The sequence below is a fragment of the Pantoea vagans genome (genome assembly GCF_004792415.1).
GTDB classification, from domain to species: domain Bacteria; phylum Pseudomonadota; class Gammaproteobacteria; order Enterobacterales; family Enterobacteriaceae; genus Pantoea; species Pantoea vagans.
The window spans coordinates 3,254,834-3,267,582 of sequence record NZ_CP038853.1 but is presented as its reverse complement, the minus strand read 5'-3'; the positions used below and the strand labels follow the sequence as shown (position 1 = coordinate 3,267,582).

11 protein-coding genes are annotated in these 12,749 nt (G+C 55.6%); 4 read left to right on the top strand and 7 right to left on the bottom strand.

Going from position 1 to position 12,749, the window contains the following annotated elements; all coding sequences use genetic code 11:
• Positions 1-237 precede the first annotated feature (237 nt).
• Complete coding sequence (gene hemL / locus EGO56_RS15515; protein ID WP_135910029.1) at positions 238-1,518, bottom strand: glutamate-1-semialdehyde 2,1-aminomutase; 1,281 nt, start codon at positions 1,516-1,518, stop codon at positions 238-240.
• 204 nt (positions 1,519-1,722) lie between these two features.
• On the opposite strand from hemL, the gene erpA reads away from it, so the two are divergent.
• Positions 1,723-2,070 (top strand): iron-sulfur cluster insertion protein ErpA, encoded by a 348-nt coding sequence (gene erpA, locus EGO56_RS15510; RefSeq protein ID WP_008925625.1) that lies wholly within the window; start codon positions 1,723-1,725, stop codon positions 2,068-2,070.
• Positions 2,071-2,100: 30 nt separating this feature from the next.
• On the opposite strand, the gene EGO56_RS15505 is transcribed toward erpA, so the two are convergent.
• From EGO56_RS15505 to mtnN, 3 genes are all read right to left on the bottom strand, one after another.
• Positions 2,101-2,352 carry a hypothetical protein gene (locus EGO56_RS15505; RefSeq protein ID WP_033781925.1) on the bottom strand — a complete coding sequence of 84 codons (252 nt, stop codon included), beginning with the start codon at positions 2,350-2,352 and terminating at the stop codon, positions 2,101-2,103.
• A gap of 123 nt (positions 2,353-2,475) precedes the next feature.
• Positions 2,476-3,270, bottom strand: coding sequence for a vitamin B12 ABC transporter substrate-binding protein BtuF (btuF, locus tag EGO56_RS15500; RefSeq protein ID WP_135910027.1), 795 nt, complete (start codon positions 3,268-3,270; stop codon positions 2,476-2,478).
• The gene (gene mtnN, locus EGO56_RS15495; RefSeq protein WP_013356830.1) at positions 3,263-3,961 is read right to left on the bottom strand and encodes a 5'-methylthioadenosine/S-adenosylhomocysteine nucleosidase; all 699 of its coding nucleotides are present in this window, start codon (positions 3,959-3,961) and stop codon (positions 3,263-3,265) included. Before mtnN ends, btuF begins: the two co-directional genes overlap by 8 nt.
• Positions 3,962-4,053: 92 nt before the next feature.
• Between mtnN and dgt the strand changes: the two genes are divergently transcribed.
• From dgt to EGO56_RS15480, 3 genes are all read left to right on the top strand, one after another.
• A complete protein-coding gene (gene dgt / locus EGO56_RS15490; RefSeq protein WP_013356831.1) occupies positions 4,054-5,544 on the top strand; it encodes a dGTPase in 1,491 nt (496 codons plus the stop codon).
• A gap of 134 nt (positions 5,545-5,678) precedes the next feature.
• Entirely contained in the window at positions 5,679-7,124 is a 1,446-nt protein-coding gene (gene degP, locus EGO56_RS15485; RefSeq protein ID WP_135910025.1) for a serine endoprotease DegP, read from the top strand.
• A 184-nt stretch (positions 7,125-7,308) separates the two neighbouring features.
• Positions 7,309-8,466 (top strand): CdaR family transcriptional regulator, encoded by a 1,158-nt coding sequence (locus tag EGO56_RS15480; protein ID WP_013356833.1) that lies wholly within the window; start codon positions 7,309-7,311, stop codon positions 8,464-8,466.
• Between the two features lie 60 nt (positions 8,467-8,526).
• Here EGO56_RS15480 and EGO56_RS15475 read toward each other — a convergent pair whose 3' ends face one another.
• The 3 genes from EGO56_RS15475 to glnD all read right to left on the bottom strand — a co-directional run bounded on the left by EGO56_RS15475 (position 8,527) and on the right by glnD (position 12,706).
• Entirely contained in the window at positions 8,527-8,919 is a 393-nt protein-coding gene (locus EGO56_RS15475; RefSeq protein WP_033731626.1) for a DUF3461 family protein, read from the bottom strand.
• Positions 8,920-9,143: 224 nt separating this feature from the next.
• Positions 9,144-9,968, bottom strand: coding sequence for a 2,3,4,5-tetrahydropyridine-2,6-dicarboxylate N-succinyltransferase (gene dapD / locus EGO56_RS15470; RefSeq protein WP_013356835.1), 825 nt, complete (start codon positions 9,966-9,968; stop codon positions 9,144-9,146).
• Positions 9,969-10,051: 83 nt separating this feature from the next.
• Positions 10,052-12,706 (bottom strand): bifunctional uridylyltransferase/uridylyl-removing protein GlnD, encoded by a 2,655-nt coding sequence (gene glnD / locus EGO56_RS15465; protein WP_135910023.1) that lies wholly within the window; start codon positions 12,704-12,706, stop codon positions 10,052-10,054.
• Positions 12,707-12,749 lie beyond the last annotated feature (43 nt).

Here is a 12,749-nt window from a genome sequence, read left to right as displayed (position 1 = left end):
AAGTAGGGTGAATCTGACAACTACGAATAAGCTCAATGCGCAGGGAATTGGGGCAGAGGAGGAAAGCGTCCCGCGCCATGGACGGCGCGGGCCGAGCGAGTCATGGATGACGGCTTTCGCGCCTTTCCGATCTGACCCTGTTTCCTGTGCATGCACCCTCCCACAACAGAGCGGGGCAAACCTCATTAATAACAAAAGACCGGCTGCTGCCGGTCTTTGTCTTTAACGCTGCCGAAATTACAGCTTTGCGAAACAACGACGCGCAGCGTCAACCGTGCGCTGAATATCCTCTTCGCTGTGCGCCAGCGACATAAAGCCCGCTTCATAAGCTGATGGCGCAAAGTAAACGCCTTCCTCCAGCATCAGATGGAAGAAAGTTTTAAAGCGCTCTACATCGCAGCGGGTCACATCGGCATAACAGGTCACGCTGTCAGCCTCGGTGAAGAACAGGCCGAACATCCCGCCAACATGGTTGATCACCAGCGGGATATTTTGCTGTTGTGCTGCCTCGCGCAGACCCTCAGCCAGCTGGCAGGTCAGGGCATTCAGCTTTTCGTGCGTACCAGGCTGCGCGATCTGCGTCAGGCAGGCAAAACCGGCGGCCATTGCGATCGGGTTACCGGAGAGCGTCCCCGCCTGATAGACCGGGCCGGTCGGGGCCAGCGCGGCCATCACGTCGCGACGTCCACCGAATGCGCCAACCGGCATCCCGCCACCGATAATCTTTCCGAGACAGGTCAGGTCAGGACGCACATTGTAGTGAGCCTGCGCGCCGCCCAGCGCCACGCGGAAACCGGTCATCACTTCATCAATAATCAGCAGTGCGCCGAACTCATCACAGAGCGCGCGCAGGCCTGGCAGGAATTCCGGCTGCGGCGGAATGCAGTTCATGTTGCCAGCAACCGGCTCGACGATGATGGCCGCGATGGCATCAGGATATTGCTCGAAGGCGCTGCGCACTGAGTCGAGATCGTTAAAGGTGCAGGTCAGGGTGTGTTTAGCGAAATCAGCCGGTACGCCCGGTGAGTTTGGCTGACCCAGCGTCAGGGCACCGGAACCGGCTTTCACCAGCAGGTGATCGGCGTGACCGTGATAGCAGCCTTCAAACTTGATAATTTTATCGCGGCCGGTAAAGCCACGCGCCAGACGAATCGCGCTCATGGTCGCTTCGGTGCCGGAGTTGACCATACGCACCATCTCCATGGAAGGCACCAGCTCACACACCAGCTGCGCCATGGTCACTTCCATTTCGGTCGGTGCGCCAAAGCTCAGGCCGCGCTGGGCCGCTTCGATCACGGCATTGCGGATCGCCGCATTGTTATGACCCAGCACCATCGGGCCCCATGAGCCGACATAGTCGATATAGGCTTTGCCATCGGCGTCATAGAGATACGCGCCATCAGCATGTTCAATAAACAGCGGAACGCCGCCCACACCGGTAAATGCGCGTACTGGCGAGTTTACCCCGCCCGGGATCAGGCGTTGTGCCTCGGCAAACAGTTGTTCGGACTTACTCATTTTCGGCTCCAGCGGTTCATAAAAAATATTGCACCATTCTACGGAAGAGGGGCAGCAGACGAAAGGCGGATTCACCCGCCGCGCCCTTAACGGAGGTGAAAGCGGCACAGAGTGCGAAGGGCAGAGCTTGATTGCGCTGAGGTGCTGGCTGATAATAGCGTAATTAAGGTCGTTTTCTGACCTGGGCGTTTACCGGAGTAAAACATGAGTGATGAAGTAGTAGCACTGCCGTTGCAGTTTACCGACGCCGCAGCCACCAAGGTGAAGAACCTGATTGCCGACGAAGAGAACCCGGCGCTGAAACTTCGCGTCTATATCACCGGTGGCGGTTGCAGTGGTTTCCAGTACGGCTTCACCTTTGATGATCAGCTGAATGATGGCGACATGACGATCGAAAAGCAGGGCGTCTCGCTGGTGGTTGACCCGATGAGCCTGCAATATCTGGTGGGCGGTTCGGTGGATTACACCGAAGGTCTGGAAGGCTCGCGCTTTATCGTGACCAATCCGAATGCCAAAACCACCTGTGGCTGTGGCTCTTCCTTCAGTATCTGATGACGAAGGCCGTCATCGCGACGGCCTCGTTTACCACTCTATTGTGACCAGCCGGTTACTCTGTTTCACACTTCCCTGCGACTGAATCTGACTATGGGTTACGCGTGGCTGCGCGCTTGCCTGTCTGCCGCAGTTCACCTGCGGCGCGGGCTGACCGTTAGCCGTGTTGATTTCACAGCGTGAATAGATGACAAGCCTGGCGCCTATAGAGCCATTAATCGATCCCGCAAAGGCAGATCCGGCGAGCGATAGCCCTATGGCCAGCAGCAGTGCTCTGGTCATAGATGGTTCCTGGTGTTTTAAAAAAGCGCCGTGGCGCTAAAAGGACGGCAAGCATACGTGGCCGGCTCGTCTCTGGTATTGATTAACGGTAAAAAGTGCAGCAACTTTAATCATTTCGCCGATTTATTCAGCGGGATGCAGGGCCTCACAGAGTTGCTGCGCCGCCAGCAGCAGTCGTGGGCCTGGCCGGCTCAGCCAGTCCTCGTTGATGGCAATCACCGGCACAGTGAGCTGTGGCCGCCAGAAGGCACGGATGTTCTCCGCCTGCTGTGCACTGCCCGCTGTCACTACGGCCTGAGGATGGCGCATCAGTACCTGCTCGCGGCTGACCTGTGGCCAGCTAACGCGACTGTCGGCAAAAATATTCCTGCCACCACATAAGGTAATAATCTCATTCTGCAGCGTGGCTCTGGCGGCGGTAAAGAGCGGCTGCTGTCCAAACTGCAAAAAAAGCGGAACCGCAGTCAGGTGAGTATAGTGCTGACGCAGTGCGGCTTCCTGCTGCCGTAACGCCTGGGCTGCTCTGCTAGCCTGCTCCGGGCTGGGACTCCAGCGGCCCAGATCGGCCAACGCCGTGAACATCTCATCCAGGGTCTGCGGATCAATCCATTTAACCGGTACGCCGAGCTGCTGCAACTGATCGATCTGCCGCTGCGGATTACCGCCGCGCCAGGCTAAGACCAGGTCTGGTTTGAGCTGCAGAATGCGTTCGGCTTTGATGCCCTGCCAGTTGGCAACCTGCTCAATCTGTTTTGCCTGCGGCGGATAGTCAGACCATGCACTGACCGCAATCGGCGTAATCCCGGCAGCAAAGGCGAGTTCGGTAAGGTGGGGAGCGAGGGTGATAACTCGGGGCGGGGAGGCAAGCAGGCTGCCGCTTAACAGCAGCAGCCAGCAGAAAAGCAGCGTTTTAGCCACGCGCCAGATGCGCCAGCAGGTTCTCCACCAACAGCGAAGATTGCTTCGCCGCTACGCTTAAGAACTCATCAAAGCTGAGGTGAGATTCCTTATCGGCCACATCGGAAATCGCACGGACCACCACAAACGGTACCTGGAACTGATGACAGACGTGACCGATGGCAGTCGCTTCCATCTCAACGGCAATCGCCTGCGGGAACAGGTTGCGAATGCGCGCCAGCGGTTCGGCACCATTGATAAAGGCATCGCCGCTTACCACCAGACCGCGTACGGCATTCAGATCCAGCTGCTTAATGCAGGCTTCTGCCGCTGCGATAAGCTTGCTGTCTGCCACAAATGCGGCCGGACAACCCGCCATCTGACCCGGCTCATAACCAAAAGCGGTGACATCAGCATCGTGATAACGCACTTCGTCTGATACCACGATATCGCCGACGCTGAGCGACGGCGCTAAACCGCCCGCCGAACCGGTGTTGATCACCACATCGGGTTTGCAGAGTTGCAGCAGCAGCGTGGTGCCCAGCGCCGCAGAGGTTTTACCAATGCCCGATTTCAGCAGTGCCACCTCAACGCCCTGCAGGGTGCCGGTATAGATTTCACAACCCGCCAGCGACAGCGTTTGACGGTTTTCAATTTTGTCGCGCAGCAGTGTGACTTCCTGCTCCATCGCGCCAATAATGCCTGCTTTCATAGTGAGTTCCGCTAATGTAAAGAATCAAAATTTAGGGCATAGTCTACCATGGCATCCAGGGGATTAATTCACGAAAAAGTCAGGGGTAATTCATGTCGGCGATCAATTTCAGGAAGAAGATCAGCTTCTCGCGCCCTTATACCAGTCGAAAAGATCCGGAAGGCGAATATTACATTACCCGCCATTTTGAGAGCGACCGTGGACGGATTATCAACTCCGCTGCCATCCGGCGACTGCAGCAGAAAACACAGGTTTTTCCGCTGGAGCGCAATGCCGCCGTCCGTTCCCGACTGACGCACTCGCTGGAGGTGCAGCAGACCGGACGCTACATCACCAAAGAGATCCTGCAAACCCTGAAGATGCAGGGCGGGCTGGCGCAGTATGGTCTGGATGAGCTTGAAGGCGCATTTGAAAGCCTGATCGAAATGGCGTGTCTGCTGCATGACGTGGGTAATCCGCCATTTGGTCATTTTGGTGAGGCAGCCATTAACGACTGGTTTGAAGAGAACCTGGCTGCCGAACTGGTCGATCCGCTGGTGGCAGGCGTTGAAGGGGATGCGCAGCGTAAAGCCTTTGATGAGCTGAATGCCATGATACGCCAGGATCTCTGCCATTTTGAGGGCAACGCGCAGGCTATCCGTATGGTGCACACCCTGCTGCAGCTCAATCTCAGCTACTCTCAGGTCGCCTGTATCCTCAAATATACTGCTCCTGCCTGGTGGCAGGGTGAAAAGCCCGCCGAATTTAGCGTGTTAATGAAGAAACCCGGTTTTTATCTCTCCGAGCAGGATTATATTGCCGACCTGCGTGCTGCCACCAATATGGAAGAACACCACCGCTTTCCGCTCACCTATATAATGGAAGCGGCGGATGATATCTCCTATTGTATTGCCGATTTGGACGACGCTGTAGAAAAAGATATCTTTAATGTTGAGAGTTTGTTTGAATTTCTCAATAAAGCCTGGGGGCCGGTGAAAAATAATGACGCCTTTAGCCGGACTATTGGCGAAGCCTGGCGTGAAGCCTGTAGTAAAAAACGCCGCAGCCGCAGCGATCAATTTTTTATGTCATTACGCGTAAATGTTCAGAGCGTACTGGTCAGTTACGCGGTGAAACGTTTTGTTGATAATCTTCCTGCAATATTCGAGGGAAGTTTTAACCATGCGCTGCTGGAAGATGAGGGTGAAGAGGGCCGTTTACTGCAACTCTTTAAGACCGTTGCGCGCCAGCAGGTGTTTAATCACTCCGAAGTTGAACAGCTGGAGCTGCAGGGTTACCGCGTGATTAAAGGGCTGCTGGAGATCTATCAGCCGCTGATGCGCCTTAATTATGAAGCCTTTACTACGCTGATGAATGAGGATTTTTTACGCCAGCACCCGATTGAAACGCGGCTTTTTCATAAGCTCTCCGGGAAACACCGCAAAGCCTATTTGCACAAGATGCGTAATCTGGTTGTGGAGCATAAATATCAGCGGTTGTTGTGGGAACGTTATTATCGCTTCCGGCTTATTCAGGATTATATTAGCGGCATGACCGATCTCTATGCCTGGGATGAGTACCGGCGGCTGATGGCAGTCGAATAAGCCGCCGATTGTAAAGAGCGCGAATAAATTTTTACCTTTGGCTTAAACTTTTAAAGGAACTTCGCGCTAAAACATTTATCTCACCTTTCGACCACAGCAATGGTCTGAACAGTAATCTTATTGAGAAACGAAAAATGAAAAAAAAGACTTTAGTGTTAAGTGCGCTGGCGTTGAGCCTGAGCATGGCGCTCGCCCCTGTTACTGTTTCTGCTGCGCAAACGGCCTCTTCCGAAAGCCAGCAACTGCCAAGCCTGGCTCCGATGCTGGAGAAGGTGATGCCGTCTGTGGTCAGTATCAGCGTTGAGGGCACCACCACAGTAAAAACCCCACGCATGCCGCAGCAGTTTCAGCAATTCTTTGGCGACAATTCGCCATTCTGTCAGGACGGTTCCCCGTTCCAGGGTTCACCCATGTGCCAGAACGGTGGCGGTGAAGGTGGTAACGGTGGCGCACCCGCCCCTGATACTCAGCAGGAAAAATTCCGTGCACTGGGATCGGGCGTGATTATCAACGCCGAAAAAGGCTACGTGGTGACCAACAACCACGTGGTGAATAATGCCACCAAAATTCAGGTGCAGCTCAGCGACGGTCGTCGCTATGACGCAAAAGTCATCGGTAAAGATCCCAGCTCTGACATTGCACTGATTCAGTTGAAGGAAGCTAAAAATCTGACCGCCGTGAAAATCGCTGACTCTGATAATCTGCGCGTCGGTGATTACACCGTGGCAATCGGTAACCCGTATGGACTGGGTGAAACCGTAACCTCCGGTATCGTCTCGGCACTGGGACGCAGCGGCCTGAATGTCGAAAATTACGAAAACTTTATCCAGACGGATGCGGCGATTAACCGGGGCAACTCTGGTGGTGCGCTGGTTAACCTCAACGGTGAACTGATTGGGATTAACACCGCTATTCTGGCGCCGGATGGCGGCAATATCGGTATCGGCTTTGCTATTCCGAGCAACATGGTGAAAAACCTGACGGCGCAGATGGTTGAGTTTGGACAGGTTAAACGCGGCGAGCTGGGCGTGCAGGGCACGGAACTGAACTCCGAACTGGCAAAAGCGATGAAAGTCGACGCACAGCGTGGTGCCTTTGTCAGCCAGGTACTGCCAGACTCTGCTGCCGCAAAAGCGGGCATCAAAGCGGGTGACGTGATTGTCTCCATGAACGGCAAACCGCTGAGCAGCTTTGCTTCACTGCGTGCAGAAGTAGGTTCACTGCCAGTTGGCACCACCCTGAAACTGGGCCTGCTGCGTGACGGCAAACCGGTCGATGTTTCTGTTCAGTTGCAGCAGAGCAGCCAGGCGAAAGTGCAGTCCGCTACCATCTACAACGGCATTGAAGGCGCTGACCTTAGCAATGTTGAAACCGGCGATAAAGGCGTTCGCGTTGATAATGTGAAAGCGGGCAGTGCCGCAGCGCGTATCGGCCTGAAGAAGGGTGACGTGATTCAGGGCGTTAACCAGCAGCCGGTAACCAACCTTGGCGAGTTGCGCAAAGTCCTTGATACCAAGCCAGCCGTTCTGGCGCTGAATGTGAAGCGCGGCGATAGCAGCATCTACCTGCTGATGCAGTAACGGAACGACCACTGATGAAGAGGCGGACTGCGGTCCGCCTTTTTTATGTCCGGCATTTGCCCTGGCAGAGTGTGATGCTCACCGCAAATTCGGCAAATGACCGCCTGGCTCTGTGCAAATGCACAATGTTCTGCCTGCTTTCCATGCGTATTCTGTTTCTCCCCCTCTTTTTCAGGAGTAATGGATGGCTACCTATCACCTTGATGCCCGGCTGGCACAGGATATCGTGGCGCGCACCATGAAAATTATTGACAGCAATGTCAATGTGATGGATGCGCGGGGCCGCATTATCGGCAGCGGTGACCGGGAACGCATTGGGGAGTTGCACGAAGGTGCGCTGCTGGTGCTTTCGCAGGGTCGCGTAGTCGACATTGATGAAGCGGTGGCTAAACATCTTCATGGCGTACGGCCCGGCATTAACCTGCCGCTGCGCATTGATGGTGACATCGTCGGGGTGATTGGCCTGACCGGCGAGCCGCTGGCATTGCGGCACTACGGCGAGCTGGTCTGCATGACCGCAGAGATGATGCTGGAGCAGGCGCGGCTTCTGCATATGCTGGCACAGGACAGCCGTCTGCGTGAAGAGCTGGTGCTGAATCTCATCCGCAGCGATACCCTGTCGCCACAGCTGACCGAATGGGCTCAGCGGCTCGGCATCGATCTCAACCAACCGCGTGTGGTGGCCGTTCTGGAGGTGGATAGCGGTCAGCTTGGCGTCGACAGCGCGATGTCAGAGTTACAGCAGCTGCAAACGCTGCTGACCACACCGGAGCGCGATAATTTGATCGCCATTGTCTCACTGACCGAAATGGTGGTGCTGAAACCGGCCCTGAACGGGCATGGACGTTACGATCAGGATGATCATCGCCGCCGCGTTGAGCAGTTGCTGCAGCGGATGAAAGAGAGTGGTCATCTTCGGATGCGTATCGCGCTGGGTAACTTCTTTACCGGGCCGGGCAGCATTGCACGTTCTTACCGGACGGCGCGCACCACTATGATGGTGGGCAAGCAGCGTATGCCTGAAGTGCGCAGCTATTTTTATCAGGATCTGGTGCTGCCGGTGCTGCTCGACAGTCTGCGCGGCGGCTGGCAGGCCAATGAGCTCGCCCGGCCGCTGGCGAAGCTCAAGAGCATGGATAACAACGGTTTGCTGCGCCGCACGCTGATCGCGTGGTTCACCCATAACGTCCAGCCGAGCGCTACCGCACGTGCGCTGTTCATTCATCGCAATACGCTGGAGTACCGCCTGAACCGGATTTCTGAACTGACGGGACTGAATCTGGGTCATTTTGACGACAGGCTGTTGCTTTATGTGGCTTTGCAACTGGATGAGCAGGGGTAGGCGGCAGATTTGCGGCATAAAAAAGGCCAGCAAAGCTGGCCTCTCTTGTCGGACAGGACATTAACGGCTGTTACGGGTTAATTTTTCCAGGTCCGATTCAATTTCTGAGATCTTGTGGGCGACCACGCTTTCCAGGTGACGCAGGTCATCCAGAATTTTGCGTTTCAGATCCACTTCAACCTGATCGCGCTGGCAAATCTGGTCCAGTTCATCGATGACATAACGCAGATTCGGGCTGATTTCCTGAACTTCTTTGTAGCCCTGCGTCGCGTGATCGGCAACGACGGTTTTGCGCTGGCGCGGATATTTGAATTTAACGCTCTTCGCGAAAAACTCGCCTTTATCTTTGCGGAAGTAGATCTTCAGAATGTCGTTATTGGCTTCCTGACGCAGGCTGTAGCGGTCAATGTCGTCCGGGTTACTGATACCTAAGCTTTTCAGATTGTCATACATAGCGTTGTTTCCATCAAAAGTGAGAAGCGCGCAGACTTGTTCATGACGTCCGTCAACTGTAGACATAAATAAGCGGGATGAACATTGCGCGACAGGATTTAACTGGCGCGGATTATGACCTGGATAAAAACTAAACGCACCAGTTAATTCGCGGCGCGAAGCATGTTATTTGATAATGACTGTAAAGAAAAGATGACGGGCTGGTTTCCAGCCCGTCAGTTAAATCAGTCGATGGTGCGCAGCAGTTCGTTAATACCGGTTTTGCCCAGCGTTTTCGCATCCACTTTCTTCACGATCACGGCACAATAGAGGCTGTAGCTGCCATCTTTGGACGGCAGGTTACCTGAGACCACGACGGAGCCGGCAGGCACACGACCATAATGTACTTCGCCTGTTTCGCGGTCATAAATTTTGGTGCTCTGACCGATGTAAACGCCCATTGAGATCACTGAGCCTTCTTCAACAATCACGCCTTCAACGATTTCAGAGCGTGCGCCAATGAAGCAGTTGTCTTCGATAATGGTCGGGTTGGCCTGCAGCGGTTCCAGCACGCCACCGATACCCACGCCGCCAGAGAGGTGAACGTTTTTACCAATCTGCGCGCAGGAGCCGACGGTCGCCCAGGTGTCTACCATGGTGCCTTCATCCACGAATGCGCCGATGTTGACGTAAGAAGGCATCAGCACTGTATTGCGGGCGATATAGGCACCCTGACGTACAGCCGCAGGCGGCACGACGCGGAAGCCTGCTGCTTTGAAACGCGCTTCGTCCCAGCCGGCAAACTTCATCGGCACTTTGTCGTAGAAGCGGGTTTCCGAACCTTCCATCACCTGGTTGTCATTGATGCGGAAAGAGAGCAGCACTGCTTTCTTCAGCCACTGATGCGTTACCCACTCGCCGTCGATCTTCTCAGAAACGCGCAGCTCACCGCTGTCCAGCAGAGAGATCACCTGGTTAATGGCATCACGGGTTTCGCTGTCAACGCTGGCAGGTGTGATGTCAGCGCGACGTTCGAAGGCGGATTCAATAACGCTCTGTAACTGTTGCATATTTTTTTCCTGATCTGTCATGTGCGATGCCGGGCAATAACCCGACACAAGTAAAGAGATTAATGTTTACAAATCGAGTCTGGTCACACTTTATCGTTTGGATTAAGGGCCTCTGTCAACCGTTGTTGCAACGCTTTGCGCATTTCTTCGTCCAGCGCCTGACGTTCACTGTTGGCCAGAATAAACAAATCTTCGACCCGCTCGCCAATGGTGCTGATGCGTGCGCCGTGCAGTGAGACACCAAGATCGGCAAAGACTTCACCCACGCGCGCCAGCAGGCCAGGCTGATCCAGCGCCACCAGTTCAAGGTAGCTGCGACGGTCGGTGTGCGTCGGCAGGAAATTGACCTCGGTATCCACGCTGAAATGCCGCAGTTTGGCCGACGGACGGCGGGTTCGTGGCGGCACCCAGTCAGACTGGGTGATCGCCTGCTCAAGCGCCTGAATGATCATCGGATGGCGATCCGGCGACAGCGGGCTGCCATCCGGCTCCAGCACAATAAAGGTATCCATGGCCATGCCGTCGCGGCTGGTAAAGATTTGCGCGTCGTGGACGCTGAGATTGCGCCGGTCGAGTTCTCCGGCGACGGCGGCAAACAGGTGCGGACGATCGGGGCTCCAGATAAAAATTTCGGTTCCGCCGCGTGTGGCCTGCGGGCTGACCAGCACTAATGGTTTCTTCAGGTCATGAACCAGTAAGTGGCGGGCATGCCAGGCAATCTGATTCGGCGTATGGCGCAGGAAATAATCTGCGCGGCAGCGATTCCAGATCTGGTGCAGACGCTCTTCATCGATGTTGTCCATCCGCAGCAGCGCCAGCGCCTGCAGGCGATGGTGACGCACCCGCTCACGCAGGTCCGGACTGTTTTCCATGCCGCGTCGCAGCTGCTTCTCGGTGGCGAAAAAGAGCTCGCGCAACAGGCTCTGCTTCCAGCTGTTCCACAGACTTTCATTGGTGGCGCAGATATCGGCGACGGTCAGGCAAACCAGATAACGCAGCCGGTTCTCATTCTGCATCACCTCAGCGAACTGCTGGATCACCGTCGGGTCCTGAATATCGCGCCGTTGCGCCGTCACCGACATCAACAGATGATGGCGAACCAGCCAGGCCACCAGCTGCGTTTCACGCGAGTTCAGGCCATGCATTTCAGCGAAATCGAGCGCATCCTGTGCGCCGAGAATAGAGTGATCGCCGCCGCGCCCTTTGGCAATGTCGTGCAGCAGTGCTGCCATCAGCAGCAGCTCCTGCTGCGGCAGACGCGGCCATAACTCTACGCAGAGCGGATGCTGCGGACGGGTGGTTTCATTGGCGAAGCTTTCCAGCTTCTGCAACACGCGGATAGTGTGCTCATCCACGGTGTAGGCGTGGAACAGGTCGAACTGCATCTGCCCGACAATATGGCCCCACAGCGGCGTGTAAGCCCATAACACGCTGTGACGGTGCATCGGCACCAGTGCCCGGCTGACCGCGCCGGGATGGCGCAGAATCGACATAAAGGTACGTCGCGCTTCCGGAATCTGACACAGCGGCTGTTTAAGGTGACGACGCGCATGGCGCAGATGACGGAGGGTAGTGGAGTAGATCCCCTTGATGCTGTCGTTACGCACCATGACATAGAACATACGCAGAATTGCCTGCGGTTCGCGGGTAAACAGCGTTTCGTCGCGCAGGTCGATCAAATTGCCACGCAGCTGGAAATCGTCATCGACAGGTCTCGGTTTTTCGCTGGTAGAGAGCGCCAGAATCGCCTCATCAAACAGCTGCAGCAGCATCTGATTCAGTTCGCCGATACGCCGCGTGACGCGATAGAAATCTTTCATCATCCGCTCGACCGGCTCATTGCCTTCGCCCTGGTAATTCAGGCGCTGCGCCACGCTGAGCTGGCGATCGAACAGCAGGCGATTATCGTAGCGGGGCAGGGAGAGGTGCAGGGCAAAACGAATGCGCCAGAGAAATTCCTGGCATTCGTTGAGTTCGCTGCGCTCCGCGTCGGTGAGGAAACCAAAGCCAACCATCTCATCCAGCGTCGTGGCGCCAAAATGACGTCGGGCAACCCACTGCAGCGTGTGGATGTCGCGCAGGCCACCGGGGCTGCTTTTGATGTCCGGCTCAAGGTTATAGCTGGTGCCGTGGTAACGCTTGTGGCGTTCCTGCTGTTCTTCGATTTTGGCGGCAAAGAAGGTAGATGATGGCCAGAAGCCGTCGCTGAAGATGTTTTTCTGTAATTCCAGAAACAGCGCCACGTCGCCGGTCAGCATCCGCGACTCAATCAGGTTGGTAGCAACGGTCAGGTCAGATAGTCCTTCCAGCAGGCACTCTTCCAGCGTGCGGACGCTGTGGCCCACTTCCAGCTTGAGGTCCCACATCAGCGTCAGCAGATCGCTGGTACGCTGTGCAGCCTGTTCATTCAGCGGCTGGCGGCTGAGGATCAGGACATCAATATCAGAGAGCGGATGCAGTTCGGCACGGCCATAGCCGCCCACGGCGACCAGCGCGATTGAGGACATCGCATCAAAGCCAAAGAAGCGCCACAGGCGACGCAGCAGCCGATCGATAAACAGCGTGCGGGCATCTATCAGCGGCTCAACGGCTTCACCGGCATCAAATGCGGCAGCCAGATGCTGCTGAAACTGCTCCAGCCGCGGCTTCAGAATGTCGCGGGTCAGCTGGTCGTCACCCCATTCGGCTGGCGAATCGACCAGACCGTTTTTTACCTCTTCCGACAGACTCACGCTCATGCAGCTCTTCTCTTTTTTAGCCAAAAAAAAGCCGGCTCATCGC

What these genes read in the sequence shown, in the direction of transcription:
- dapD (WP_013356835.1), bottom strand. Translation starts at nt 9,968, where the DNA reads ATGCAACAGTTACAGAGCGTTATTGAATCCGCCTTCGAACGTCGCGCT.
- EGO56_RS15475 (WP_033731626.1), bottom strand. Translation starts at nt 8,919, where the DNA reads ATGTATGACAATCTGAAAAGCTTAGGTATCAGTAACCCGGACGACATT.
- dgt (WP_013356831.1), top strand. Translation starts at nt 4,054, where the DNA reads ATGTCGGCGATCAATTTCAGGAAGAAGATCAGCTTCTCGCGCCCTTAT.
- glnD (WP_135910023.1), bottom strand. Translation starts at nt 12,706, where the DNA reads ATGAGCGTGAGTCTGTCGGAAGAGGTAAAAAACGGTCTGGTCGATTCG.
- hemL (WP_135910029.1), bottom strand. Translation starts at nt 1,518, where the DNA reads ATGAGTAAGTCCGAACAACTGTTTGCCGAGGCACAACGCCTGATCCCG.
- degP (WP_135910025.1), top strand. Translation starts at nt 5,679, where the DNA reads ATGAAAAAAAAGACTTTAGTGTTAAGTGCGCTGGCGTTGAGCCTGAGC.
- EGO56_RS15505 (WP_033781925.1), bottom strand. Translation starts at nt 2,352, where the DNA reads ATGACCAGAGCACTGCTGCTGGCCATAGGGCTATCGCTCGCCGGATCT.
- EGO56_RS15480 (WP_013356833.1), top strand. Translation starts at nt 7,309, where the DNA reads ATGGCTACCTATCACCTTGATGCCCGGCTGGCACAGGATATCGTGGCG.
- mtnN (WP_013356830.1), bottom strand. Translation starts at nt 3,961, where the DNA reads ATGAAAGCAGGCATTATTGGCGCGATGGAGCAGGAAGTCACACTGCTG.
- erpA (WP_008925625.1), top strand. Translation starts at nt 1,723, where the DNA reads ATGAGTGATGAAGTAGTAGCACTGCCGTTGCAGTTTACCGACGCCGCA.